Origin of the sequence: Roseburia hominis (genome assembly GCA_040702975.1) — a bacterium.
GTDB classification, from domain to species: Bacteria; Bacillota; Clostridia; order Lachnospirales; family Lachnospiraceae; genus Allocoprococcus; species Allocoprococcus hominis_A.
This window is the reverse complement of sequence record CP159990.1, coordinates 919,820-944,476: the sequence shown is the minus strand read 5'-3', so window position 1 is coordinate 944,476 and position 24,657 is coordinate 919,820. Positions and strand designations below refer to the sequence as shown.

At 45.6% G+C, this 24,657-nt stretch carries 38 protein-coding genes; 2 read left to right on the top strand and 36 right to left on the bottom strand.

The genetic code is table 11. The annotated features are described in order from the left end of the window. Positions 1-37: 37 nt before the first annotated feature. From rpsD to rpsJ, 30 genes are all read right to left on the bottom strand, one after another. Entirely contained in the window at positions 38-631 is a 594-nt protein-coding gene (gene rpsD / locus ABXS75_04355) for a 30S ribosomal protein S4 (protein XCP86046.1), read from the bottom strand. A gap of 37 nt (positions 632-668) precedes the next feature. Next, on the bottom strand, positions 669-1,064 hold the full coding sequence (gene rpsK / locus ABXS75_04350; GenBank protein ID XCP86045.1) for a 30S ribosomal protein S11: 396 nt from the start codon (positions 1,062-1,064) through the stop codon (positions 669-671). Between the two features lie 130 nt (positions 1,065-1,194). Next, on the bottom strand, positions 1,195-1,563 hold the full coding sequence (rpsM, locus tag ABXS75_04345; protein XCP86044.1) for a 30S ribosomal protein S13: 369 nt from the start codon (positions 1,561-1,563) through the stop codon (positions 1,195-1,197). Positions 1,564-2,274: 711 nt separating this feature from the next. Then, positions 2,275-2,388, bottom strand: a complete 114-nt coding sequence (gene rpmJ / locus ABXS75_04340) for a 50S ribosomal protein L36 (protein ID XCP86043.1) — start codon at positions 2,386-2,388, stop codon at positions 2,275-2,277. A 138-nt stretch (positions 2,389-2,526) separates the two neighbouring features. Continuing rightward, positions 2,527-2,745 (bottom strand): translation initiation factor IF-1, encoded by a 219-nt coding sequence (gene infA, locus ABXS75_04335; protein ID XCP86042.1) that lies wholly within the window; start codon positions 2,743-2,745, stop codon positions 2,527-2,529. Positions 2,746-2,760: 15 nt separating this feature from the next. After that, entirely contained in the window at positions 2,761-3,069 is a 309-nt protein-coding gene (locus ABXS75_04330; GenBank protein XCP86041.1) for a KOW domain-containing RNA-binding protein, read from the bottom strand. A gap of 6 nt (positions 3,070-3,075) precedes the next feature. Continuing rightward, positions 3,076-3,837, bottom strand: coding sequence for a type I methionyl aminopeptidase (gene map, locus ABXS75_04325; protein XCP86040.1), 762 nt, complete (start codon positions 3,835-3,837; stop codon positions 3,076-3,078). 3 nt (positions 3,838-3,840) lie between these two features. Beyond that, positions 3,841-4,485 (bottom strand): adenylate kinase, encoded by a 645-nt coding sequence (locus tag ABXS75_04320; protein ID XCP86039.1) that lies wholly within the window; start codon positions 4,483-4,485, stop codon positions 3,841-3,843. Positions 4,486-4,654: 169 nt separating this feature from the next. After that, entirely contained in the window at positions 4,655-6,010 is a 1,356-nt protein-coding gene (gene secY, locus ABXS75_04315) for a preprotein translocase subunit SecY (GenBank protein XCP86038.1), read from the bottom strand. Further along, the gene (gene rplO / locus ABXS75_04310; GenBank protein ID XCP86037.1) at positions 6,010-6,450 is read right to left on the bottom strand and encodes a 50S ribosomal protein L15; all 441 of its coding nucleotides are present in this window, start codon (positions 6,448-6,450) and stop codon (positions 6,010-6,012) included. Before rplO ends, secY begins: the two co-directional genes overlap by 1 nt. A 25-nt stretch (positions 6,451-6,475) precedes the next feature. Then, the gene (gene rpmD / locus ABXS75_04305) at positions 6,476-6,658 is read right to left on the bottom strand and encodes a 50S ribosomal protein L30 (protein XCP86036.1); all 183 of its coding nucleotides are present in this window, start codon (positions 6,656-6,658) and stop codon (positions 6,476-6,478) included. 14 nt (positions 6,659-6,672) lie between these two features. After that, entirely contained in the window at positions 6,673-7,182 is a 510-nt protein-coding gene (rpsE, locus tag ABXS75_04300) for a 30S ribosomal protein S5 (protein XCP86035.1), read from the bottom strand. A gap of 15 nt (positions 7,183-7,197) precedes the next feature. After that, positions 7,198-7,566, bottom strand: a complete 369-nt coding sequence (rplR, locus tag ABXS75_04295) for a 50S ribosomal protein L18 (protein XCP86034.1) — start codon at positions 7,564-7,566, stop codon at positions 7,198-7,200. 19 nt (positions 7,567-7,585) lie between these two features. Beyond that, entirely contained in the window at positions 7,586-8,128 is a 543-nt protein-coding gene (gene rplF / locus ABXS75_04290; protein XCP86033.1) for a 50S ribosomal protein L6, read from the bottom strand. A 92-nt stretch (positions 8,129-8,220) separates the two neighbouring features. Beyond that, positions 8,221-8,622: a 30S ribosomal protein S8 gene (gene rpsH / locus ABXS75_04285; protein XCP86032.1), complete on the bottom strand. Its 402-nt coding sequence runs from the start codon at positions 8,620-8,622 to the stop codon at positions 8,221-8,223. A 154-nt stretch (positions 8,623-8,776) separates the two neighbouring features. Next, the gene (locus tag ABXS75_04280; GenBank protein ID XCP86031.1) at positions 8,777-8,962 is read right to left on the bottom strand and encodes a type Z 30S ribosomal protein S14; all 186 of its coding nucleotides are present in this window, start codon (positions 8,960-8,962) and stop codon (positions 8,777-8,779) included. A gap of 13 nt (positions 8,963-8,975) precedes the next feature. Next, positions 8,976-9,515: a 50S ribosomal protein L5 gene (rplE, locus tag ABXS75_04275; GenBank protein ID XCP86030.1), complete on the bottom strand. Its 540-nt coding sequence runs from the start codon at positions 9,513-9,515 to the stop codon at positions 8,976-8,978. A gap of 23 nt (positions 9,516-9,538) precedes the next feature. Further along, positions 9,539-9,850: a 50S ribosomal protein L24 gene (gene rplX / locus ABXS75_04270; protein ID XCP86029.1), complete on the bottom strand. Its 312-nt coding sequence runs from the start codon at positions 9,848-9,850 to the stop codon at positions 9,539-9,541. 15 nt (positions 9,851-9,865) lie between these two features. Then, positions 9,866-10,234, bottom strand: a complete 369-nt coding sequence (rplN, locus tag ABXS75_04265; GenBank protein ID XCP86028.1) for a 50S ribosomal protein L14 — start codon at positions 10,232-10,234, stop codon at positions 9,866-9,868. Between the two features lie 36 nt (positions 10,235-10,270). Beyond that, entirely contained in the window at positions 10,271-10,525 is a 255-nt protein-coding gene (gene rpsQ, locus ABXS75_04260) for a 30S ribosomal protein S17 (protein XCP86027.1), read from the bottom strand. Positions 10,526-10,626: 101 nt separating this feature from the next. After that, a complete protein-coding gene (gene rpmC, locus ABXS75_04255) occupies positions 10,627-10,830 on the bottom strand; it encodes a 50S ribosomal protein L29 (protein XCP86026.1) in 204 nt (67 codons plus the stop codon). Further along, a complete protein-coding gene (gene rplP, locus ABXS75_04250) occupies positions 10,820-11,257 on the bottom strand; it encodes a 50S ribosomal protein L16 (protein XCP86025.1) in 438 nt (145 codons plus the stop codon). Before rplP ends, rpmC begins: the two co-directional genes overlap by 11 nt. After that, a complete protein-coding gene (gene rpsC, locus ABXS75_04245) occupies positions 11,257-11,913 on the bottom strand; it encodes a 30S ribosomal protein S3 (GenBank protein XCP86024.1) in 657 nt (218 codons plus the stop codon). The genes rplP and rpsC overlap by 1 nt, the downstream gene beginning before the upstream one ends. A gap of 11 nt (positions 11,914-11,924) precedes the next feature. Continuing rightward, complete coding sequence (gene rplV / locus ABXS75_04240) at positions 11,925-12,311, bottom strand: 50S ribosomal protein L22 (protein ID XCP86023.1); 387 nt, start codon at positions 12,309-12,311, stop codon at positions 11,925-11,927. 30 nt (positions 12,312-12,341) lie between these two features. Beyond that, a complete protein-coding gene (gene rpsS / locus ABXS75_04235; GenBank protein XCP86022.1) occupies positions 12,342-12,623 on the bottom strand; it encodes a 30S ribosomal protein S19 in 282 nt (93 codons plus the stop codon). Positions 12,624-12,648: 25 nt separating this feature from the next. Beyond that, entirely contained in the window at positions 12,649-13,491 is an 843-nt protein-coding gene (rplB, locus tag ABXS75_04230; GenBank protein XCP86021.1) for a 50S ribosomal protein L2, read from the bottom strand. Positions 13,492-13,554: 63 nt separating this feature from the next. Then, the gene (gene rplW / locus ABXS75_04225) at positions 13,555-13,860 is read right to left on the bottom strand and encodes a 50S ribosomal protein L23 (GenBank protein ID XCP86020.1); all 306 of its coding nucleotides are present in this window, start codon (positions 13,858-13,860) and stop codon (positions 13,555-13,557) included. After that, entirely contained in the window at positions 13,860-14,480 is a 621-nt protein-coding gene (gene rplD / locus ABXS75_04220; protein XCP86019.1) for a 50S ribosomal protein L4, read from the bottom strand. Before rplD ends, rplW begins: the two co-directional genes overlap by 1 nt. Before the next feature lie 30 nt (positions 14,481-14,510). Beyond that, complete coding sequence (gene rplC / locus ABXS75_04215; GenBank protein XCP86018.1) at positions 14,511-15,191, bottom strand: 50S ribosomal protein L3; 681 nt, start codon at positions 15,189-15,191, stop codon at positions 14,511-14,513. A 163-nt stretch (positions 15,192-15,354) separates the two neighbouring features. Next, positions 15,355-15,672, bottom strand: coding sequence for a 30S ribosomal protein S10 (gene rpsJ, locus ABXS75_04210; GenBank protein XCP86017.1), 318 nt, complete (start codon positions 15,670-15,672; stop codon positions 15,355-15,357). An 822-nt stretch (positions 15,673-16,494) separates the two neighbouring features. Between rpsJ and ABXS75_04205 the strand changes: the two genes are divergently transcribed. After that, positions 16,495-16,635, top strand: a complete 141-nt coding sequence (locus tag ABXS75_04205; GenBank protein ID XCP86016.1) for a hypothetical protein — start codon at positions 16,495-16,497, stop codon at positions 16,633-16,635. Between the two features lie 112 nt (positions 16,636-16,747). On the opposite strand, the gene ABXS75_04200 is transcribed toward ABXS75_04205, so the two are convergent. Both ABXS75_04200 and ABXS75_04195 read right to left on the bottom strand, forming a co-directional pair. Beyond that, positions 16,748-19,090, bottom strand: a complete 2,343-nt coding sequence (locus ABXS75_04200; protein XCP86015.1) for a hypothetical protein — start codon at positions 19,088-19,090, stop codon at positions 16,748-16,750. 34 nt (positions 19,091-19,124) lie between these two features. Next, the gene (locus ABXS75_04195; protein XCP86014.1) at positions 19,125-21,221 is read right to left on the bottom strand and encodes an MMPL family transporter; all 2,097 of its coding nucleotides are present in this window, start codon (positions 21,219-21,221) and stop codon (positions 19,125-19,127) included. A gap of 175 nt (positions 21,222-21,396) precedes the next feature. On the opposite strand from ABXS75_04195, the gene ABXS75_04190 reads away from it, so the two are divergent. Continuing rightward, positions 21,397-22,002, top strand: a complete 606-nt coding sequence (locus ABXS75_04190) for a TetR/AcrR family transcriptional regulator (GenBank protein XCP86013.1) — start codon at positions 21,397-21,399, stop codon at positions 22,000-22,002. A 9-nt stretch (positions 22,003-22,011) separates the two neighbouring features. On the opposite strand, the gene ABXS75_04185 is transcribed toward ABXS75_04190, so the two are convergent. Genes ABXS75_04185 through ABXS75_04170 form a run of 4 tightly spaced genes read right to left on the bottom strand, consistent with a single transcriptional unit; the run spans position 22,012 to position 24,593 of the window. Next, positions 22,012-22,488, bottom strand: a complete 477-nt coding sequence (locus ABXS75_04185) for a glycine/sarcosine/betaine reductase component B subunit (protein XCP86012.1) — start codon at positions 22,486-22,488, stop codon at positions 22,012-22,014. Positions 22,489-22,500: 12 nt separating this feature from the next. Next, positions 22,501-23,259 (bottom strand): proline reductase cluster protein PrdD, encoded by a 759-nt coding sequence (prdD, locus tag ABXS75_04180; GenBank protein ID XCP86011.1) that lies wholly within the window; start codon positions 23,257-23,259, stop codon positions 22,501-22,503. Positions 23,260-23,296: 37 nt separating this feature from the next. Continuing rightward, complete coding sequence (locus ABXS75_04175) at positions 23,297-23,938, bottom strand: helix-turn-helix transcriptional regulator (GenBank protein XCP86010.1); 642 nt, start codon at positions 23,936-23,938, stop codon at positions 23,297-23,299. Continuing rightward, entirely contained in the window at positions 23,916-24,593 is a 678-nt protein-coding gene (locus ABXS75_04170) for a DUF3990 domain-containing protein (protein XCP86009.1), read from the bottom strand. The genes ABXS75_04175 and ABXS75_04170 overlap by 23 nt, the downstream gene beginning before the upstream one ends. Positions 24,594-24,657: the final 64 nt, after the last annotated feature.

The window sequence follows — 24,657 nt, the reverse complement described above, 5'->3', positions numbered from 1 at the left end:
CACAGACTATACCATCTGTGAGCCAGTGTACTAATTATTATTTAGAATACAACTCGACGATTAACATCTCGTCTACCGGAACGTCAATCGCTTCGCGAAGCGGAAGCTCTTTTACGGTTCCTTTCAGGTTCTCAGCGTCAACTTCCAGCCAATCCGGAACCATACGTCCACCGGTAACCTCTACGATCTCTTTATATCTTGGGGAACTCTTCTTATCCTCTTTGATCTCAACTACATCGCCGGCTTTCAGCAGATAAGACGGAATGTTTACCTGTTTTCCGTTTACAAGTACATGCTTGTGGTCAACGATCTGACGAGCCTCACGTCTGGTTCTTGCAAATCCGAGACGGAATACAACGTTGTCAAGTCTGGACTCCAGAAGGATCATCAGGTTCGCACCTGTCATCCCTTTCATCTGCTGTGCTTTCTCAAAATAGTTTCTGAACGGTTTTTCAAGAACGCCATAGATGAATTTAGCTTTCTGTTTCTCACGTAACTGGAGAGCATACTCGCTCATTTTACGGTTGCTTCTCTTCAACTGTCTGTTAGACTTCTTATCAATTCCTAAATATACCGGGTCCATTCCTAAAGAACGGCATCTTTTCAGAACCGGAACTCTATTTACTGCCATGCTCTTATCCTCCTATTATAATTCGACAATTATTCGACTAGACTCTTCTTCTCTTCGGCGGGCGGCATCCGTTGTGCGGTACCGGGGTTACGTCTCTGATGCTTGTTACATCAATACCGCAAGCCTGAAGTGCACGGATTGCTGCTTCTCTTCCTGAACCAGGTCCTTTTACGAATACGTCTACTGTCTTAAGACCATGAACTAATGCTGCCTTTGCTGCTGTCTCTGCTGCCATCTGTGCAGCGTACGGAGTAGATTTCCTTGAACCTCTAAATCCCAGACCGCCGGCACTTGCCCATGATAAAGCATTTCCCTGTGCATCTGTCAGAGTAACGATAGTGTTATTGAAAGATGACTGGATATGTGCCTGTCCGCGTTCAACGTTTTTCTTGACACGTTTTTTTGTCACTTTTTTTGTAACTTTCTTAGCCATAATAAAACTAACCTACACTTTCCTATATTAATTGTTATACGGTTTCACTTTTAAGGTAGTTCCCCGCCCCCTGTGCGGTGAACAAAGAAATAGCTAACTTCAGTCGTTCACTTAGCTGGTCTTCGCCTGACTATTTCTTCTTGTTAGCAACAGTTCTCTTCGGACCTTTTCTGGTTCTTGCGTTTGTCTTGGTCTTCTGACCACGAACCGGAAGTCCTTTCCTATGACGGATTCCTCTGTAGCATCCGATTTCCTGAAGTCTCTTGATGTTGAGAGCGATCTCTCTTCTAAGATCACCTTCTACCATCTGAGTCTCATCGATTACTGCACTGATCTTCTTAACTTCGTCGTCAGTCAGATCACGGCAGCGGGTATCAGGATTAACTCCTGCTTCTGCGAGAATACGGTTGGAGCTTGTTCTACCAATTCCGTAGATATAAGTCAGACCGATCTCTACACGTTTGTCTCTTGGTAAGTCTACACCTGCAATACGAGCCATTTGTGATTTCCTCCATTTTCTTTGATCTTGGTTCCTGCACTTTGAAGTGCTTGTCAGAGCACTTCTTTGCCAGCTGCGAATGGGCCTTGGTCCTCTTTAAATCTATAATCTCGACTTTGCTTCGCTCGTCTCGATTGTGTTTTGGCTACTTTGTTCAAGAGGGACGAAATGCCATCTCGATTCCGCTTCGCTACATCTCGATGTCGGGCTGCGCCCTATGCATCTTGCAAAAAATGCCATCATGCAAGCAAGCTTGCCTGCTGTCATTTTTTCAATCTGCGCATTTCTTGGCTTTCGCATATTGTCCTAAACTGAGGCTGCGGGCAGCAAAAGTTATCGAAAGCGCCCTACCGGATCTTCTTTGTCCGATATCCCAGCCCAGGCGTGTCGGTATGCACGCCCTTTCCGGCAACCGAGCTTTCGGTTAATGACCGCCGGTATTTACCGCAATATACTTGAAACCACCACTTTAGCTCTCGGCAGGTGGGGTGCTTCCCTGTATATTTGAAATAGTAGCAAGCGCTCTACACACACCCTTGCGTTTCCTACTATCAGCCGCCTAATTAAATAATAAACTTCGTACAAGTCATCCATGTTCTTTCATCTAAGCTCCTCTGTCGCCTATTGGCTCATCGTCGCTAAGATTCAAGAACGGCTTTCTCACTAAATTCATGCTGCGCTTTCAGCTTGCATTCACTAAGTGTTCAATGCCTAGCCCTGACGCTGTTTATGCTTCGGATTTTCGCAGATAATTCTGACGCTTCCTTTTCTCTTGATAACTTTGCACTTTTCGCAAATCGGTTTTACTGATGACCTAACTTTCACGTCAAATCCTCCTTTCCTACCTTGCTCCCTGCCGCATAAGCGGCAAACAAATTGCAACTTTTGCTGAGTGGGCGCAATACACCCACGGACAGCTTTAATATTATAGCACTATTAATTCAATAAAGTCAATACCTATTTCTATTTATCTCTCCAAATAATTCTGCCTTTTGATAAATCATATGGCGATAACTCAAGTGTAACCTTGTCACCCGGTAAGATCTTGATAAAATTCATACGCAGCTTCCCACTGATATGAGCCAGGACCTGATGTCCATTTTCCAGCTCTACCTGAAACATTGCGTTCGGAAGTTTTTCTACTACGGTTCCTTCGATTTCAATTACATCTGCTTTAGACATATTACGCCTCCTCATTCATATTGGTTTCCTGATTTTGATTCCCATTCGGTTCTTTCTTATCAATATTTCTCTGCTCTGTTTTTGCGATAAAGCATATTCTTTCAGTATCCGTTTGATCCTTACGTCATCTGCCGCATCTATTTCATGTACTTTTCTGATAAGTTGTACATGTTTCTTCTTTTTCTTTTTAGGGTTTGCGAGAGTTCTTATTTCTCCGTCAGCGAGATATACATAAGTATCGTCCAATTCTATAATTACATAAATCTTGTTTTTATCGTGCCCTGCCAGTGATTTAGCGAGCATGCCTTTTTCCCATCTTTCCATTTACGATCATGCTCCCCTTCCCAAAGTCAAAAGAACCGGCTCTCCTTTGGTAACAAGTACCGTATTTTCGTAATGCGCGGATAGTTTCCCGTCAGCTGTAACAACGGTCCAGTCGTCCGCGAGCCACCTGACCTTTTCCGTTCCCAGGTTGATCATCGGTTCTATAGCCAGTGTCATCCCCGCCTTTAGTTTTGGTCCCCTGCGAAGCATAGGATAGTTGGGAATCTCCGGATCTTCGTGAAGATGGGTTCCGATTCCATGTCCACACAGTTCCCGCACCACACCGTACCCTTTACCAGCCGCATATTTTCCAATCGCAGCAGAGATATCAAATAAATGATTGCCTTCCTTAGCGAACTTTATTCCTTCAAAAAAGCTCTGTCTGGTCACTTCGATGAGCTGCCTTGCCTCCGGCGTAATCTCGCCGACCGCATGCGTCCTGGCCGCATCGGAATGATAGCCCTTGTAGATAACTCCCGCATCCAGACTGACGATATCGCCCTCCCGGATCCTGCGTTTTCTCGAAGGAATTCCGTGCACGACCTCCTCGTTTACTGACACACAGATAGATGCCGGATACCCGTTATAATTCAGGAAAGAGGGTTCGCAGCCGTAGCTGCGAATGACCTCCTCGCCTAATCTGTCTATCTCCAGTGTCGTCATTCCTGGTCTTAGCGCTTTTTCAAGCTCCTCATGTACAAGCCACAGAATTCTTCCGGCCTCTGTCATAAGTTCAATTTCCCGTTCTGACTTTACGCTGATTGACATGGATTACTCTCCCAGAATCTCTACGATCGCCTTAAATACATCTTCCAGATCAACAGTTCCGTCAACGCTCTTAAGGATACCAGCATTTGTATAATACTCGATAAGCGGCTGAGTCTGCTCATGATAAACACCAAGACGTTTCTGAACAGTTTCCGGCTTATCATCATCGCGCAGGATCAGCTCGGCTCCGCAGGTATCACAGATTCCTTCTTTCTTCGGCGCTGCATATACCAAATGGTATGTAGCTCCGCAGCCGACACATGCGCGGCGTCCGCCCATACGTTTTACAATATTTTCATCCGGCACATCAACATCGATGGCATAGTCCATCTTCTGTCCCTGTGCTGCAAGTGCCTTGTCAAGTGCTTCTGCCTGAGGAATAGTTCTCGGAAATCCATCCAGCACGTATCCGTTTGCGCAGTCTTCCTGATTCACACGGTCCACTACCAGATCTACCACCAGCTCATCTGGTACAAGAAGCCCCTGATCCATGTAAGTTTTCGCTTTCTTACCAAGTTCTGTTCCGTTCTTGATGTTTGCGCGGAAAATGTCTCCGGTAGAAATATGCGGAATTCCGTACTTCTCGGCAATCTTCTTTGCCTGGGTCCCTTTTCCTGCACCCGGTGCGCCCAACATAATAATTTTCATCTTGCTACCTCCTTTACATTTATAATACAGCCACAGGCCACGTTTTTCCTTACCGGAATAGTTCAGAAGCCGGTACAAAACGCAGCGGAGCCTGCTGCATTCTTATGTCAATTTAGCCCGTTGCTATTTATCATTCATCTGAGATAAAAAACAACGAGCTAAAAATGATTTAAAATCCAAGGAAACTGTTCTTCATGGAAGAGGATCCCTTGCTATTTAAAAATCCTGTGTAATTACGTACGAGCATCTGTGATTCAATTTGTTTCACAGTTTCTAATACTACACCGATAATAATGATCAGTGATGTTCCTCCGAATGACACATTTGCTCCGAATACACCATTAAAGAAGAATGGAATCACCTGTACGATTACAAGACCACACGCTCCGATAAAAATAATGTAGTTCAGGATCTTATTCAGATAATCGACTGTCGGTCTGCCCGGACGAATACCCGGAACAAATCCGCCGCTCTTCTTCATGTTGTTTGCGATTTCCAGCGGGTTAAACGTGATACTCGTATAGAAATATGCAAAGAACACTGTTAAAATGATGTAAACAATGAGTCCCCACGAATACTTCAGGTGGTTCGGATTGCACCAGTTTCCTGAATTCATTCCCCGCAGGATCTCACTTCCAATTCCCGTGCCATCGCCTTTTCCGAGGAAACTTGCAATGACGATAGGGAATTGCATCAATGAGGATGCAAAAATTACCGGAATTACACCTGCCGTGTTCACCTTAAGAGGAATATTGCTGGACTGTCCGCCAACCATTCTTCTTCCCTGCATCTTCTGGGAATACTGAACCGGAATTCTCCGTTCGCCATCCTGAAGAATAACGGTAAATACCACAAGCGCCAGAATAATGGCCAAAATCACAAGTGCTGCGAGTCCACCTTTGGCGAGTCCTTTCCCTTTCACGAATTTCTCGTAAAGAGTGGTCAGATCGCTGGGTACACGAGACAAAATGTTAATGAGCAGGACTATAGAAATACCATTTCCTACTCCTTTTTCGGTAATACGTTCGCCAATCCACATCAGGAATGCGGAACCGGCTGTCAGTGTCATAACTACAATTGCTGCATTTACAAAATTAAATTTGACTAACAGGCCCTGACGTCCAAATCCAACTGCCATGGCAGTAGATTCGATCAAAGCTAAAAGTACAGTAACATAACGTGTAATTGTAGCAATTTTCTTTCTTCCGTCTTCTCCATCCTTCTGCATCTCTTCCAGTTTTGGAATCGCGATCGTCAGAAGCTGCATAATGATAGAAGATGTGATATACGGAGTGATGCTAAGTGCAAATACTGAAAACTGCTCAAAAGAGCCGCCGGTGAAGGCGTTAAAAAAGTTAAACGTCTCACCGGACTGGTTTGCAAAAAAGTCTTTAATAAAGGACTGATTTACGCCTGGAGTAGGTAACTGAGATCCAAGGCGCACTACAAACAGCATTGCAAGAGTATACAATATTTTTTTCCGTATATCCTCGATCTGAAATGCCTTACGGAATGTTTGTAGCATTAAATCACCTCTGCTTTTCCACCAAGTGCTTCAATCTTTTCTACTGCACCTGCGCTGAACGCATTTGCCTGAACTGTAAGCTTTTTGGTTAACTCTCCATTTCCAAGAATTTTAACGCCATCTCTCGGGTTCTTCACGATACCAGCTTCAACTAAAGTCTCTACAGATACTACTGCATCGTTATCAAAAGCCTCTAATGCGCTAACATTGATTCCCACGATTGTTTTAGAGTTTCTGCAGGTGAATCCTCTCTTCGGAATTCTTCTGTAAAGCGGCATCTGGCCACCTTCAAATCCCGGTCTGGTTGCTCCTGAACGAGCTTTCTGACCTTTATGTCCTTTTCCGGCGGTCTTTCCATTTCCTGATCCGTGTCCACGGCCTCTTCTGAAATTATCGCTCTGTTTTGCTCCGTCAGCAGGTCTTAAATTTGATAAGTCCATTGTGACACCTCCTTATCTATCAGATTTATGCTTCTTCTTCAACTTTTACCAGGTGTCTTACCTGCTGAACCATTCCTCTGGTTGCAGCGTTATCCGGCAGGACAACTGTCTTATTGACCTTTTTAAGGCCTAATGCTTCTACTGTTTTTTTATGCTTCGGAACAGCTCCGATTGTGGATTTCACTAATGTGATCTTCAAATTTGCCATCTGTAATCTCCTCCTTAGCCTAAAATCTCTTCTACAGATTTACCGCGAAGTTTAGCTACGTCTTCTGGAGCTTTCAGTTCACTTAAACCGTTGATAGTAGCAAGTACTACGTTCTGTTTATTGTTGGAACCAAGAGATTTGGTACGGATATTCTTGATACCTGCCATCTCGATTACGGCACGGGCCGGACCACCGGCAATCACACCGGTACCATCCGGAGCCTTCTTCAGAAGTACAGATGCACTTCCGAATTTTCCAACATAATCATGTGTAATACTTCCGTTTTCATCTAATGTTACTGTGATAAGTTTCTTCATGGCATCTTCTTTTCCTTTGCGGATCGCTTCCGGAATTTCTGCTGCCTTTCCTAAACCTGCACCAACATGGCCGTTTCCATCTCCGACAACTACTAAAGCTGTGAATCTCATGTTACGACCACCCTTAACAACTTTGGTAACACGTTTAATTGATACTACTTTTTCGGTAAGCTCTAACTGATTAGCATCAATACGTTCCTGTTTCATGTGTGCGCCTCCTTACTAGAAATTCAAACCAGCTTCTCTGGCTGCGTCTGCTAATGCTTTGATTTTTCCGTGGTATATAAAGCCTCCTCTGTCAAAGACAACAGAAGTAATACCTTTTTCGATTGCCTTTTTCGCAATCACTGTTCCCAGGTATGCTGCCGCATCAACGTTGTTGGTCTTCTCAAGTTCTGCTTTCACATCTTTCTGAAGAGTGGAAGCTGAAACAAGAGTATTTCCAACTGTATCGTCAATAATTTGAGCATACATATGATTATTGCTTCTAAAAACAGCCAGACGCGGTCTCTCAGCAGTGCCGCTGAAACGGTTGCGTAATTTTTTATGCTTGTTTACACGAACTTCGCTTCTTGATTTCTTACTAACCATTTGTTCACACTCTCCTTACTTATTTTTTACCAGTCTTACCAACTTTACGTCTGATCACTTCATCAGCATACTTGATACCCTTGCCCTTGTATGGCTCAGGTCTTCTCTTGTCTCTGATTTCAGCTGCGTATTGGCCTACTTTTTCTTTACTGATACCCTTAACGATGATCTTGTTCTGTCCTTCAAGAACTGTCTCAATTCCTTCCGGATCTTCCATCTCAACCGGGTGAGAGTATCCCAAATTTAATGTTAACTTGTTACCGGATTTAGCTGCTCTGTAACCAACACCGTTGATTTCAAGAACCTTCTGGTATCCTTCGGTCACACCGATTACCATGTTGTTGATAAGGGTTCTTGTCAGACCATGAAGAGATTTCATTCTCTTAAGGTCGTTCGGTCTTGTAACAACGATTTCTTCGCCTTCTTTTTTGATTTCCATCTCAACCGGGAGTTCTCTTACAAGAGTTCCCTTAGGACCTGTTACGGTCACTTTGTTGTTCTCTGCAATCTCAACAGTTACGCCTGCCGGAATTGCTACCGGATGTCTTCCTATACGTGACATGCCTGTTTACCTCCTACACTTACATTTTCGGAGCAGGTGCTAAAGCCTGCTCTGTTTTCAGTTGCTGTGAGCACTTAACAAGTGTTCAGTGCCTACCATATAAAGCAAAGTACTTCTCCGCCTACGCCGAGTTTTCTTGCTTCTTTATCGGTGATTACGCCCTGGTTCGTGGAAAGGATTGCTGTTCCCAGTCCTCCAAGTACCTTCGGCAGTTCGTCTTTACCAGCGTAAACACGAAGACCCGGTTTGGAGATTTTCTTCAGTCCGGAAATAACTTTCTCATTCTTATCTGCACCGTACTTTAATGCGATACGGATAGTGTTAAAGTTTCCTTCTTCCACGATATCGTATTTTGCGATGTATCCTTCGTTTAAAAGGATGTCTGCAATAGCGATTTTCATTTTTGATGCCGGAACATCAACTGTATCATGTTTTGCAGTATTTGCATTACGGATTCTTGTAAGCATATCTGCAATCGGATCACTCATAGTCATTGTGGATTTCCTCCTTTTTTCTAATCTATCTAAGACGGTAATATGCCCATCACTCTGCTAAGTTCAGCTTTCGCCTGCGGCTCGGCTTCACTAAGCAGCACGATGAACCCTCTCACTAAGCTCGCGCTCTGCGCGCTCGCTAAGTGTTCGGTGTTTACCAACTTGCCTTCTTTACGCCCGGAATTTCTCCTTTGTATGCCAGTTCACGGAAGCATACACGGCAGATTCCATATTTTCTTAAATATGCATGTGGACGTCCACAGATTCTGCAGCGGTTGTACTCTCTGGTGGAGAATTTCTGTTTGCGCTGCTGTTTATTTTTCATTGCTGTCTTTGCCATGAATTTCCCTCCTTTACTTTGCGAATGGCATGTTGAACTGTTTCAGTAACTCACGAGCTTCCTCGTCTGTCCTGGCAGTCGTTACGAAGATTACGTCCATTCCTCTTACCTTATCGATCTTGTCGTACTCGATCTCAGGGAAAATCAACTGCTCTTTAATTCCAAGAGCATAGTTACCTCTTCCGTCAAACGCGTTCGGGTTTACACCTCTGAAGTCACGTACACGGGGAAGTGCAAGGTTGATAAGACGATCAACGAATTCATACATCTTCTCACCTCTTAAGGTAACCTTACATCCGATTGCCATACCTTCTCTGATCTTGAAGTTAGCCACAGATTTTTTAGCTCTTGTGACTACGGCTTTCTGTCCGGTGATTTTTTCCATATCAGCGATTGCTGAATCTAAAGTTTTCGCATTATCTTTTGCTTCGCCAACACCCATGTTGATTACAACTTTGTCGAGTTTCGGCACTTCCATAATATTCTTGTAACCGAACTTTTTGATCATAGCGTCTACGATCTCGTTCTGGTACTGTTCTTTAAGTCTACTCAAAGCCTTTGACCTCCTTCCTCGAACTAATCAATCACTTCGCCTGTTGATTTTGCAACACGCACTTTCTTGTCGCCGTCAAGTTTGAAGCCAACTCTGGTAGCTTTTCCCTTGTGAACGTACATTACATTAGATGCATCAATCGGGCCTTCCTGGTGGATAATTCCGCCTTCCGGATTGCCAGCACTCGGTTTTGCGTGTTTGGTTCTCATGTTCACGTTCTCCACAAGGACTGTACCGTCTTTTTTATTAACAGCAATTACCTTGCCCTCTTTGTCTTTATCTTTTCCGGTGATGACCTTAACGGTATCACCCTTTTTGATTTTCATTGTTGACATAATACTCGAACCTCCTTACAGCACTTCCGGAGCCAGGGAAACAATTTTCATAAACTGTTTCTCACGAAGTTCTCTGGCTACAGGTCCAAAAATACGAGTTCCTCTTGGGTTTTTGTCATCTTTGATGATTACCGCAGCATTTTCGTCGAAACGGATGTAGGAACCATCTTTACGACGGGTCTTGTTTACAGTACGTACAACTACCGCTTTTACAACATCGCCTTTTTTAACAACGCCGCCTGGTGTTGCATCTTTAACGCTGGCAACAATCACATCGCCGATAGCTGCATATCTTCTTGTAGAACCGCCTAATACACGGATACAGAGTAATTCTTTCGCACCTGTATTGTCTGCTACTTTTAATCTGCTTTCTTGCTGTATCATGCAGGTAAACCTCCTTATACTATTCTTAAAGTCAAACTATTTAACCTTCTCAACGATCTCTACGAGTCTCCATCTCTTATCCTTGGACAGCGGTCTGGTCTCCATAACTCTTACTCTGTCGCCGATGCTGCACTCGTTATTCTCGTCATGCGCTTTTAACTTATATGTCCTTTTTACAATCTTCTTGTAAAGTGGATGTTTTACATGGTCCTCTACAGCAACTACGATCGTTTTGTCCATCTTGTTGCTGACAACCTTACCAACTCTCGTTTTTCTCAGGTTTCTTTCCACGGTTTTGCTCCTTTCCAGATATCAATATCGCATTGTCGCTAAATGAAGTTCTTTTTGTTTTGCTCAAAGAACAACGAAAAACTAAGCTCGAAACTACCTCGCTAGTTTCTTTCTGCCTGAGCGATCACGGTCTGAATTCTTGCGATATTCTTTCTAACTTCTTTAATTCTGCTTGTATTATCCAACTGGTTTGTTGCGTTCTGGAATCTCAGGTTGAAGAGTTCCTTTTTAGCAGCTACTAATTCTTCGTTCAGTTCTGCAACTGATTTTGCTCTTAAATCTTCTACGAATGTCTTAATTTTCACTGTTATCACCGCCTTCTAAATCTGCACGAGAAACGATTTTACATTTACAGGGCAATTTGTGCATAGCCAGACGCAACGCTTCTCTTGCAACCTCTTCCGGTACTCCTGCAAGCTCAAACATAACGCGTCCCGGTTTTACAACTGCTACCCAGTATTCCAGAGTTCCTTTACCAGAACCCATACGAGTCTCAGCCGGTTTCGTAGTTACTGGTTTATCCGGGAAAATCTTAATCCAAACTTTACCACCACGCTTGATATAACGTGTCATAGCAATACGGGCAGCCTCAATCTGGTTGGACTTGATCCAACACGGTTCCATAGCAACAAGACCGTACTCACCGTTGGTGATCTTGTTTCCTCTTAATGCTTTACCTTTCATGGAGCCGCGGAACTGTTTTCTACGTTTAACTCTTTTTGGCATTAACATTATTTATCGCTCCCTTCCTTACTAGCCTTTGTTGGAAGAACTTCGCCTTTGTATACCCATACCTTAACACCAACTTTTCCGTAGGTGGTATCTGCCTCTGCGAAGCCATAGTCAATGTCTGCTCTCAGTGTCTGAAGCGGGATAGTTCCCTCGCTGTAGAACTCAGTACGAGCCATATCAGCTCCGCCGAGACGTCCGGATACGGAAGTCTTAACACCAAGTGCTCCTGCTTTCATAGTTCTGGACATGCAGGACTTCATTGCACGACGGAAAGAAATACGATTCTCAAGCTGCTGTGCAATATTTTCAGCTACTAACTGAGCGTCCTTGTCAGGTCTCTTAACTTCTTTGATGTCAACGATAAGTTTCTTATCGGTCATCTTCTGAAGCTCTGCTTTCACTTTCTCGATCTCAGAACCGCCTTTACCGATCACAACGCCCGGTTTAGCAGTGTAGATGATGATCTTAACGCGGTCAGATGCTCTCTCGATCTCGATCTTAGAAACACCTGCGCTGTATAATTTTTTCTTAAGAAATGTTCTGATCTTGTGGTCTTCCACAAGGCAGTCAGCGAAATCTTTCTCTGCATACCATCTGGAATCCCAGTCTTTAATAATACCGACTCTCAAGCCATGAGGATTAACTTTCTGTCCCATACTCTTCCTCCTTATCTTTCATTCAGCACAAGTGTGATGTGGCTCATTCTCTTTTCGATTCTGTAAGCTCTTCCCTGTGCCCGCGGTCTGATTCTCTTCATTGTCGGTCCTTTATTTGCATAGCATTCTTCAACATAAAGGTTCTCGGCATTCATACCATTGTTATTCTCAGCATTAGCGATCGCTGATTCCAATAATTTCTTTATAATACTTGAAGCGTATCTTGGATTGTATGTTAAAATACCAAGCGCTGTCTGTACATCCTTACCTCTGATGGCATCCAAAACAAAACATGCTTTCTGAACAGAAACCCGTGCGTAAGATAACGTCGCTTTCGGTCTGGTGTCCTTGTTTGCATTTCTTTCTCTCTTAATTTGACTTCTGTGTCCCTTTGCCATGGATGAACCCTCCTTTCATTTCGTTAAATATTATCTAACTTTGGATTTCTTTTCGTCTTTTCCATGTCCTCTGTAGGTTCTGGTAGCTACAAACTCTCCGAGCTTGTGTCCAACCATATCCTCTGTTACATATACCGGAACATGTTTTCTTCCGTCATGAACTGCGATTGTATGTCCAACCATGATCGGGAAGATCGTAGAACGACGTGACCAGGTCTTGATAACGCCCTTGTCACCAGATGCGTTCATTGCTTCCACTTTCTTAAGCAGGCTTGCGTCTGCGAATGGTCCTTTTTTAAGTGAACGAGCCATAGGTTCTAACCTCCTTCAAAATTCTCTATTTGATACCTCTACCGTCTTTTCTTCTGATGATCAGCTTATTAGACTGTTTATTTTTCTTACGGGTCTTAAGGCCAAGTGCCGGTTTGCCCCACGGAGTACTCGGGCCCGGACGTCCGATACCAGTCTTACCTTCACCACCACCGTGCGGATGGTCATTCGGGTTCATAACAGAACCACGAACGGTCGGTCTGAATCCCATGTGACGTTTACGTCCTGCTTTACCTACGTTAATCAGGTTGTGGTCGCCGTTTCCGACAACACCAACAGATGCGCGGCACTCGATCGGAACCATTCTCATCTCACCTGAAGGAAGACGAAGTGTTGCGTACTTTCCTTCTTTTGCCATTAACTGTGCGCTGTTACCTGCGGAACGAACCATCTGTCCGCCTTTTCCAGGATGCAGCTCAATGTTGTGTACCTGTGTACCAACCGGGATGCAGGAAAGCGGCAGGCAGTTTCCTACTCTTACCTCAGCTTCCGGTCCATTCATTACCTTCATGCCGTCTGTCAGTCCTGCCGGAGCCAGGATGTATGCCTTTTCTCCGTCTTCATAGCAGATCAGCGCGATATTTGCTGAACGGTTCGGATCGTACTCGATTCCGATTACCGTTGCGGAAATTCCATCTTTTTTCCGTTTGAAATCTACGATTCTATATTTTCTCTTAACTCCGCCTCCGCGGTGTCTTACAGTGATTTTACCCTGATTGTTACGGCCGGCTGTCTTGCTCAGAGATACTACTAAGGATTTCTCCGGAGTAGTCTTGGTGATTTCAGAGAAATCAGAGCCAGTCATATGTCTTCTGGAAGGTGTATATGGGCGGTATGTTTTAATTCCCATTACTCTATCTCCTTTCGTTGCTAGTTATTGTTTTCACGGAATTGCACCGTATACTCGTTATTCTTAAAGTCCCTGGAATATCTCGATCTCAGCAGACTCTTCTGTAAGCTGTACGATCGCTTTCTTCGTCTTAGCTGTCTTTCCATACTGCATGGTTCCACGAACTCTTCTCTTCTTTCCGTCAAGGTTCATCGTGTTAACACTTGCAACCTTGGTTCCCGGAAACATCTTTTCAACAGCTTCTTTTACCTGGTTCTTTGTAGCTTCTGTGTGTACAAGGAATGTGTATTTCTTGTCTGCCATAAGCTCCATAGTCTTCTCGGTCACTACCGGTTTAAGGATTACATCATAATACTGAACGTTTGCCATTATGCGTACACCTCCTCGATTGCAGCAACAGCAGCTTTCGTTACGATCACTGTGTTGTATTTCAGGATATCATACACATTGATTGTATTCGTCTTAGCGGTCTTAACATCAGCGATGTTTCTTGCAGAGATCTCTGCGTTCTTGTTGCCGTCTTCCAATACAACTAATGCTTTAGATACTGACAGGTTGTTTAATACTTCCTGGAATTTCTTTGTCTTGATTTCATCAAACTTGATCTCATCAACTACGATCAGTTTGTTCTCCTCTACTCTTGATGTAAGAGCAGATTTAAGAGCAGCTCTCTTCTCTTTCTTGTTCATCTTGAAAGAGTAATCTCTCGGTGTCGGTGCGAATACAACTCCGCCGCCTGTCCACTGCGGTGCTCTTGTGGAACCCTGTCTTGCATGACCGGTACCTTTCTGTCTCCACGGTTTTCTTCCGCCGCCGGAAACTTCGGAACGTGTCTTTGCTTTCTGTGTTCCCTGACGATTATTTGCAAGCTGGCTCACAACTGCCATATGCACAAGGTGTTCATTTACTTCCACACCGAATACAGCGTCGCTAAGCTCGATTGTGCCAACTTCTTTGCCTTCGATATTGTAAACAGATACGTTTGCCATCTGTGTGTTCCTCCTTTCCCAGTGCAAATCTTAGATAGATTTTACAGTTTCCCTAATTGTTACTAAAGATTTCTTCGGTCCCGGTACGGCACCCTTTACTAAGATCAGGTTGTTCTCAGCGTCTACTCTTACAACTTCAAGGTTCTGAACTGTAATTCTCTTTGCTCCCATCTGTCCAGGCATCTTTTTACCCTTGAATACCTTACTCGGATCAGATGCAGCACCGTTGGAACCTGCATGACGGTGGAACTTGGAACCGTGAGCCATTGGTCCTCTGTGCTGGTTGTGTCTCTTGATTGCACCCTGGAAGCCTTTACCTTTGGAAATAGCTGTTGCGTCTACTTTGTCGCCAGCCTCAAAGATGTCTGCTTTAATTTCCTGAGCTAACTGATACTCATCAGCGTTATCGAACTTGAATTCTCTAACATATCTCTTGCCTGTCACTCCAGCCTTATCGAAATGTCCTTTCTCAGCTTTTGTAACACCGTGTCTGTGCACGATCTCTTTCTTGCCGTTCTTGTCTACGTTGACGATTCTTTCTTTCTTGTCAACAAAGCCAACCTGAACAGCACTGTAACCATCGTTCTCAACAGTCTTGATCTGTGTTACTACACAAGGTCCTGCCTGAAGAACAGTTACCGGAGTCAATACTCCATCTTCGTTGAAGATTTGAGTCATTCCGACTTTGGTAGCTAAGATAGCTTTCTTCATTATAATTACCTCCTGTGATTTACAGCGGAACGCCTGGGCGTTCATCCTAAATTTTAGGAATACTGTGTTTTCTTGTTCATGTCCGCTGCTTTTCCGTCCGTCTCACTCCGTCCGGTTTGCGAACTCTATATGCATCGGCCCGTGAGATGTTGCCGTATGCTTCTTATTTATTCTTCATCTTGATATCGATGTGTACACCTGCCGGCATCTCCAGTCTGGAAAGAGCATCTACCGTCTTCTGGGTCGGTGTGATGATATCGATGAGTCTCTTATGAGTTCTCTGCTCGAACTGCTCTCTGGAATCTTTGTATTTGTGAACCGCTCTTAAGATGGTCACTACCTCTTTCTTCGTCGGCAGCGGCACCGGTCCACTCACCTGTGATCCATTTTTCTTAACAGTTTCGATGATTTTCTTGGCAGATGCATCTACAAGCTGATGATCATATGCCTTAAGTGTGATTCTCATTACTTGACTTGCCATAAAAAAAGTCGCCTCCTTTTCGTACTTTTGACTTCAGTACGACAAGCGGTGACTGTACACTTCCCCGTGTGTGTCGTGAGTTACTCACACGTTGTTACCGCATCTCAGCGGCCGTTATGATTTCGTACAGTGACTTGTCGCCAGTTTCCTAACTTGACATTCGCTCCACGGAAAACCTGCCATATCGGGCAGCAACCTCGCGCTTCATTGCTATCATGTCACAGCTTTTTCAGTATACATGATAACCACGGGCTTTTCAAGAGGTTTTGTAAAAATTTTGTATTTTTTTTCGTACAATAATTTTGACCCACTTTCTTGACATCACTTCGATAAAATGCTATATTGTAACCAACTTAATTGAGCGTCAGAGAATAGCAATTCCTTTTGAAAAGGTTGTTATTTTCAAAACTTGATTGAGTGCTAGACCAATTTTGGTTGTTATTGCAGTTACGTCGCTGCCGATTGTTTCCCCCAAGAACGATCCTGCAGTGATAAACTCCAATTTTTATATACATCCTCTTTGTAGGAGCATTCCCCAGCTTTGTATATAGACAAACTGCAATGCAACGAGGAAAACCTCTCAATGACATACCAAATAGAAAAGACATGACTGCGGTCGTGTCTTTTCTACTATATCAGATATATTAGAATTTGAAAATACAAGATTTCTCCGGACATAGATAAAATCCCACACTCTGCCTGGGAAGATGGGATATACACTTCTTCCGCCTGAGCCTTGCATTCTCAAATTCATACTATATAATAGGAAGAAAAAGGCCAGACGGAAATACGCGAACCGACGCATTGCAAAGGAGGGCTATCATGAGCGACTATGGAAAAGAACTAGTTCAGGAAGAATTAAAAGAAGAATATCGGGCGGAGAATAACGAAGAATGGGCCGCCGATTCCCAGGATGAATTGGAAGACTGGATCGAGGAGCAGGGAATACAGCTTAGGTATTAACCGCCGGTACGTTTTAGAGGAGACACTTTCGTGCCTCCTCTGTTCAGACAATCAAGTGAATCTCTCTCCGCTTCTGCCCCATCTATCGTGTTTTTTAATCATATCTTCCCACTTATTTATCCGTCAGGAAAATGAATTTCACTTCTCCATCCATTCCTTCGGCGATTCCCGAGAAGTTGTTATAAGAGCGCGATGCATCAAGCATATCGTTTGCCTTATCCAAAAGGGCACTGATGTCTCCATCGAATGCAGTGGCCAGCTTCTGAATTCCGTCCTTATTGAACTTGATCATACCGTCATTCAGTTCAGCGGCTCCATCATCAAGTTGCTTCACGCCATCGACCAATGCCGTAGAACCAGATTGGAGTGTATCAAGTCCGTTAGATAAGGTACCGGCTCCCGTGGCCAGGCTGGCTGCTCCGCCGGCCAACTCCGCCGCACCAGCGGCAAGCGTCTTTGCCCCCGCATCTGCTTCTGCCATTTTCCCGCCAAGCTGCGCGCTTCCACTATGCAGATCTTCCGCTCCGGCCACAAGAGCAGACATACCGCTCTGCAGTGCTTTTACACCGCCATTTCCATCTTCCCCGCCAAGGAGCATTCCTGTACCGGCCTTAAGCTGCTGTGTTCCTGCATTTAGCTGCGTCGCCACCTGTCCGATTCCGGCACTGAGAGTTTGTGTGCCGGGAAGAATCTGCTCATTCAATGCTCCGTAAAGACTCTTTGCTGCCGGGCTTATCGTATTCTCAAGAGAAGCTGTCAGAGCTGCCGCTCCCCCGCCGAGCTGGCCCCCGGCTCCGAGTCCCGCTGCCATCTCCCGGATTCCCGCAGCGATTGCCTGTGTATTGGCTCCGCCTGCCATCTCCTGCGTCACCGGAACCGTTTCTGTCTTAGATATGGAAGCCGTCTGACCGCTAAGCTGTGCAATCACGCCATCGATCTGTGCCTGAATATCCGCATCCTCCGTCTGACTCCTGATACTCTGAAGTGCGGCTATCGCACTACTGTTATCTATCGCAATCGTTTCATTCACCGTTACCTCTACGCTTCCCTGGCTCTGCAGCTGTATACTCTCCACTGCATCAGCCAGCTGGTACGCCTTCTGAGACACTCCGGTAAGTCCCTGGCTTAGTGCCGCCGCGGCGCCGGACGCCTGCCCAATCCCTTCGCTTAACTGGCCTGCACCGGCAGACACCTTTGTCGCGCCTTCCACCAGAGTTGCAGAACCGGACGCCAGTGCTTCCACTCCACTTTGTACCTGGGACTGCATCTCTGCCACGCCCTGGTCAAGCTGTGCGATCCCACCGTAGAGCTGGGTCGTTCCCGCAAGCGCGCTCTTAGCACCGGCTTCCAGAGCCGAAGCCCCTTGATTCAGCGTATTACTACCTACTGCAAGCTGTTCTGTGCCGGATGCCAGCGCACTGCTTCCCTGCTTTAACTGACTTGCGCCTCCTGCAAGCGTGTTGCTTCCTTCTGCTAGCTGCTTTCCGCCGGACGCGAGCTGATCAATTCCCGAAATCAACGTATCAGAAGACGCCAGCAGTGTACCGATTCCATCTTTTAATGCGCCCGCGCCATCTACCAACTGATTTGCCGCGCTTTCCAGTTCTCCCATAGAATCTTCCAGTTCATCCAAGCTGTCAAAATTATCGGTTGAAATATCGCCAAACAGACTATTTGTTGCGATTGTTGCACCCTGAACTGCTTCATAATCCGTCACATCTGCTTCCACCTCGAAGGATTCCGGAATATCCAAATCTGCCACATTCAGATTTTCCTTAAGTCCGGGAATCCCGATTCCTACTGCGATCTCGCGTTCCCCGTCCGAAATGATCTTCCCGTTCTCCACATGCACGTTCGTAAATTTCTCTGAATCCAGCAAAAGCCCTGTAACCATGGCAAACGGCGTATACTCTGTTCCATCCTCTCCCGTCATGTTCTGGTACGTATATCGAATAACCAGGTGGCCACTCTTTCCGACGAGCTCCTCCGCTGAGATTTCTTTTCCGTCCAGTTCATATGTGATCTTGATTCCTACCGGGAGCTTCTTATTCGTCGTTCCCTGATAACAGATATCCGCTCCGGCCCCACTCCATACCAGATTGCCGTCCTTTTGGAAAAATTCTTCCTCTCCCTTTATATTTTCGATATCCGTCAGTTCTGAAATATCTTTGATTTCCGAAAGATTTTTCACATTTTTCAACTGATCGGAGACCGTGACCTGTTTCGTGCTTCCTGATGCATCCAGCTTCACGTACACGGTTTCATCTTTGACCGCATCGCCTTTTGTCTCAGCTTTCTTCTCGTTTTCACTGCTATTGATATCCGCCACTTCTTTTACGACTGCGGCATTCTGATCCTCTGCGCGGACAAAGGTTGTCGTTCCACTAATACTTCCTACCACCAGAGCTGTTGTCATTGCCATTGCCAGCAGCACCCGAACTTCTCTATTTTTCATATCATATACCTCCTGTTGTGATGAGTCTATTGCCTTACTGTGTTGTTACGGCTTTATTTTTACGCTTCTTCACATGCATCTCACTGGTTGAAACACAGATCACTTTATCAAATACCATCAGCATCGACGGAAGAATAAAGATTACCACCAGCATACTGATGATCGCGCCTCTTGCCATCAGCGTACAAAGTGAAGAAATCATATCAATGTCAGAATACAGTCCTACGCCAAAGGTCGCCGCGAAGAATCCCAAAGCTGATACGATGACGGACGGAATCGCAACGGCCAGTGCGATTTGTATCGCGTCACGTTTTTCTTTGCCCTTGCAGCGCTCTTTTTTGTACCGCGTCGTCATCAGGATCGCGTAATCCACCGTAGCGCCAAGCTGAATGGTTCCGATAACAATGGATGCGATAAACGGCATCTTCGTTCCGGTGTAATACGGAATTCCCAGGTTGATAAAAATCGCAAATTCGATCACGGAAACCAAAATGATCGGAAGGGTCGCCGACCGGAATACCAGGGCAGTGATCAGGAAAATCGCCACGATTGAAACTGCGCTGACCACCTTGAAATCCTTATCCGTAATCGTGATCAGGTCCTTGGTACAGGGAGCCTCGCCGATCAGCATGGCCGAAGAATCATACTTTTTGATGATCTGATTCAATTTCTCACACTGCCTGTTGACCTCATTTGTTGCCACCTTATATTCGGACTGTACCAAGATGAGCTGCCTGCCGTTCTGTTTCAGGGCATCCGTCATTTCTGCGGGAACGATGTCACGCGGGATCGCCGAGCCCAGAAGGCTGTCGATTCCCAGCGCAAATTTCACGCCGTCGACCTCTCCCATCTCTCCCAGCATCGCCTTCGCATCCTTTGAGGACAGCTCGGCATCAGCAAGCACCATGTGTGTGGCGTTCATATCAAAGGTTTCCGCCAATTTGTCGTTTGCCTTAATGCTGTCCAGATATTTCGGCAGCGTCGCGTCCAGATTATAGTAGACCTTGGCCTTGCGGTATCCGACAAATGCCGGAACCAGAACGATCAGGAACACGACTACGAAGATCCGGTAATGACGGGTGATTGCGTCCGCCACCCGCTTCATATCCGGCATGATCGAGCGATGCGTCGTTTTCTCTATTACTTTATCAAAAATCAGAATGAAGGATGGGAGGATCGTAACACAACTGATCACGCCGAACACGACACCCTTTGCCATAACGATTCCCAAATCCCTGCCCAGTGTAAAGCTCATAAAACAGAGTGCAATAAAACCTGCGACCGTTGTGACTGAGCTTCCCACTACGGAAGAGAAGGTATTGGAAATCGCATGAGCCATCGCCCGTTCCTTCTGTCCCGGGAACCTCTGCTGGTTCTCCTGATAGCTGTGCCACAGGAAAATAGAGTAATCCATCGTCACGCCGAGCTGCAGAACCGCACTCAGCGCTTTTGTGATATACGAAATCTCTCCCAGGAAGTAATTGGTTCCCATATTATAAACGATCGCCATTCCGATACTCAGCATAAAGAAGATCGGAAGCACCCAACAATCCATAAAAACGGAAAGCACGATACAGGAAAGAATCACCGCGATCAGCACGTAGATAGGGGTCTCTTTTTCCGACAGCTGCTTGATATCCGTTACCACTGCCGACATACTGCTCAAATAACACTGCTTTCCTGTAATCCTGCGGATCTTGGTGATCGCTTTCATCGTGCTGTCCGCAGATGTGGTGTCGTCAAAGAATACTGCCATCAGCGTCGCGTCGCCTTTACTAAATACCTCCTTGATGTCGTCCGGAAGAATCGAAGCGGGAATCATTCCGTCCGTGAGCTTATCATATGAGATCACTTCTGCAACGCCTTCTACGCCCTCGATCAGTTTCCGGGTGTCGCTGATCTCTTTCGTCTGCATTCCTTCCACCACTTCCATGGCGAATGCACCTTTTCCAAAATCCTCCATAAGGATATCCTGGCCCTTCATCGTCTCGATATCCCCCGGAAGATAATACAGGATATCATAGTTGACTCTCGTCTTGAAATATCCAAGCGCCGAAGGAATCAGAAGCAGGAATCCCAAAATCAGAATGAATACACGGTATTTTACGATTTTTTTCCCTACCTTAATCATCAAAATGCCTCCCTTTTCTTTTATGACTGTTGGTCATTTTCTTGTTTCGCTAATTACTATATTCCAAAAATGACTATTAGTCAATATTTTTCTTATAAAAAGTTGACGGGAAGTTATTAAAATTTTATAATGTTACCTAGAAACATACTACGCTAATAGAAAAGGTCGGAATATTATGAGTAAAGTTGATGAAAACAAACAGCAGAAATTAGATGCGCTGTTTCACAGCGCCTATGATTTATTCCTTACGCAGGGAATCGAGAAGACCTCCGTCAGCGATATCACGCACAATGCCGGTGTCGCAAAGGGGACGTTCTATCTCTATTTCACAGACAAATACGAGGTGCGGGACCGCCTGATCGCAAAAACTGCCGGCAGACTGTTCTTTTCCGCCTACAACGCGCTGCAGGCGGCGCAGATTCCCGTATTTGAAGACAAGATCATTTTCGTGGTGGATTACATATTGGAAGAGATGCGAAAAAATAAGTCCGTCCTTCGATTCATTTCCAAGAATTTGAGCTGGGGCATTTTCCGCCAGGCGATCACACATAACGAAAATGATGCCGCGTTCAATGTGGTCGAGACTTATCAGAAATTGCTTTTGGACAACCCGGAGGTCACGCTCCGCGCTCCGGATACCATGCTCTTTTTGATCATTGAGCTGGCAAGCTCTACTTCTTACAGTACCATACTGGAAAATGACCCGATGCCGTTCGAGGACTTGAAGCCTTATCTGAACGAGAGCATTCGGGCCATCATACGCAATCACGTTGTGCGATAGAGCCGGGATTTATTCCTTCTTTTCCCGGTTACGCATTTTTAATTTAAGAAGGGCGGTCGCTTTTCGTGCGTCCAGAGCGGTGACGCTGTTTTCCCCGAGCATGTTGGTCTCAACGCCTTCTGCACTCTTATTGATGTCCAGGATACCGCTCAGGTGATCGTTGGTCACCACGAATTTTCCTACGGTTCCCTGGAATTTGAGGCCGGTGACGCAAATACCGCGCGTCTCCAGTTGTTCTGCCATATTGGCAAAATCCACGTCGCTGTTTCCCCAGCCGTCTGTCGAGATAATGGCGCCGTCAGCGCGCATGGCTTCCGCCCAGACGGCGGCGCGCTCTCCCACCAGGAGCTTATCTTCGTTGTCGTCCGGGGTTCCCACAATTATAATTCCCATCAAATCGAGTTCTTCATCGGCAGACACGATGTCGAGCAGCGGATCGCGAAAATGATGGAGTGATGTTTCCTTCGTTGATGGTCCGATTCCCATAGTTTTCCCCTCCTATTGCATGGAACGGATGATTCCGTCCCGATATTCGTTTGGCGTAACAAGAACAGGCATATTTCCCATATCAATGATGGACCTTCCGCCTTCCGTGCCGGAGGGCTCCTTTGCGAACAGGGAGGTGTCGTACATCGCTCCCTGGCCAGCCACCTGCTTGATAATGAGAACCCGCTTTTTACCCGGGCGCACCACGTCGTGATATTCGTGGCGCTCCGTGCAGGCCTCGCCCCGGAACTTTTTCATCTGCATGCGGAAAATCCGTATAAATTCGTCGCACGCCCGATGCGCCGCCAGCACGCCTTCCCGCTCCTGCCCCATCCCGGCTTTCAGTGTCACATCAAAAGAAATGATATAGTCCTGATTTCCGGGCGTACCTGCACGGTTCAGACAGAGCTTATCGCGCAGAATTCCTTCCGAGGAACCGAATTCATGGGTCTGCTTGCCATTCGTATCCACTCCCGTCAGAATCACATAGACACCGGTCAGAGTATGTGTGATACCCTCGCCCAGCTTTCCCAGGACCTTTGTGGAAATCGGGATAATATCCATCATGGTATTGGTGTATCTGTCCCGGTCTCCGGGGCGGATGATCTGGATATCTGCATGATCGATCTGCGGATATTTCTTCAGGATAGCTTCCAGAATGCCCCGGTCAATCGTCATGGTTCCACTTGGGGATATCCGGTTTTCTGCCCCTTCTTCTATATTTTTTATATGAAACGCCTTGATCACAAGACGGCGCAAATCCTTTTCCATCGTTCTCTCCTTTCTGCGTCCGGCACTTCCGGCCTTTCTAAATCTCTAACAAATCTTCACAATTACAGTGCAGGACCTTTCCAAGCTTAAAAAGCGTGAATGCCTGCGCCTTATTAATATCCCTGTGCTTTTCTTCAAAAAGCTGTATCTGCCTCTGCGCGACGCCGGATAGCTGCGCAAGTTCCCTCTGTGACAGGCCCATACCGGTACGCAGCCGCTTCAGATTTGTTTCCGTATAATAATCCCGCAGTTTCTCATCCATGACTGATACAAATTTCATAATATCCGCTTCGTGCAGCGCCGGGTACATATCCAAAATCATTGCGATTGAAACTGCCTTGTGAATCTTTGCAAATGTCTTCCCCGTATACCACTGGTAATACGCAAGCGCCCAGCCGCTCCAGTATTCCGGAGATTTATCTATATACATCTCGTCCGGGACTAAAGGCTCCTTTAATCCGCTTTCCCGTAACACCTCCCTTACCAATTCACATCCTGTCTTTCCTGCCACATAAGAAGGGTTTCCGCTCCCAAACTGATGCGCCAGACCGGATATGCGAAACATCGTAAAAAAGGTATCCCCGTCATATTCCAGCGTATTTATGGCAAAATCCATCATATCTCCGAGAATGCGCTGCGCAGACACCACATAATCCTCATCGTAGGCGCGGATCATCATTTTGCATCCCCTCCCTCATAATATCAATGATAAACAATTCTTCCAAATAATTGGTACGTTTCTTTGTACTACGGTACTCCTTCCTTGCCTCTTTTTCCCTCTGCATTTTCCTCTGGTAATACTCCACGGCACCAGCCGGCTCGTTCCCTATATAATGAATTTTTTCAAATGCAAGACGGCTTTTTAAAACAACCTGCTCTCCCAGTTTTCCAAGCCGCATTGCCTCGGAGAGCTTCTGCAGGGAAATGGCGCCTGACACAAAATCCTGTGCGAAGGAAAAATACGAATCATCTGCACGGTATCCAACCAAAATATCATATTCTGAAATGTCGATCAAAAAGTGTTCCTTTATATACTGTTTCGCCTCACGTGCGATACTTCCGTTCTGCCAATACGTCCTGTTTTCTGCCAGCAGGGCAAGCCAGTTCAGAATGTGATACTCAGGCGCATTCAGGTTCAGGACCCTGAGTTCCTCCATGTCCAGCTCATAGATGTTGGCATACCCGTCCTTTTGCTTTGCACAAGCCCATTCCTTTGCAAGCTCCAAATTCTCCGTACAATAAAAGCCCCTGCCATAATCATTGTTTAGCATACCCTTCCCATATTCAGGCTTCTCAATAATATGGTCAGAGCCATGGTAAAGTGTCTTTTTCATTTTCATCACCTCTCCCCAATTATATCTCCACAGCGATACAATAGCAAGGATTATAAAATAATTA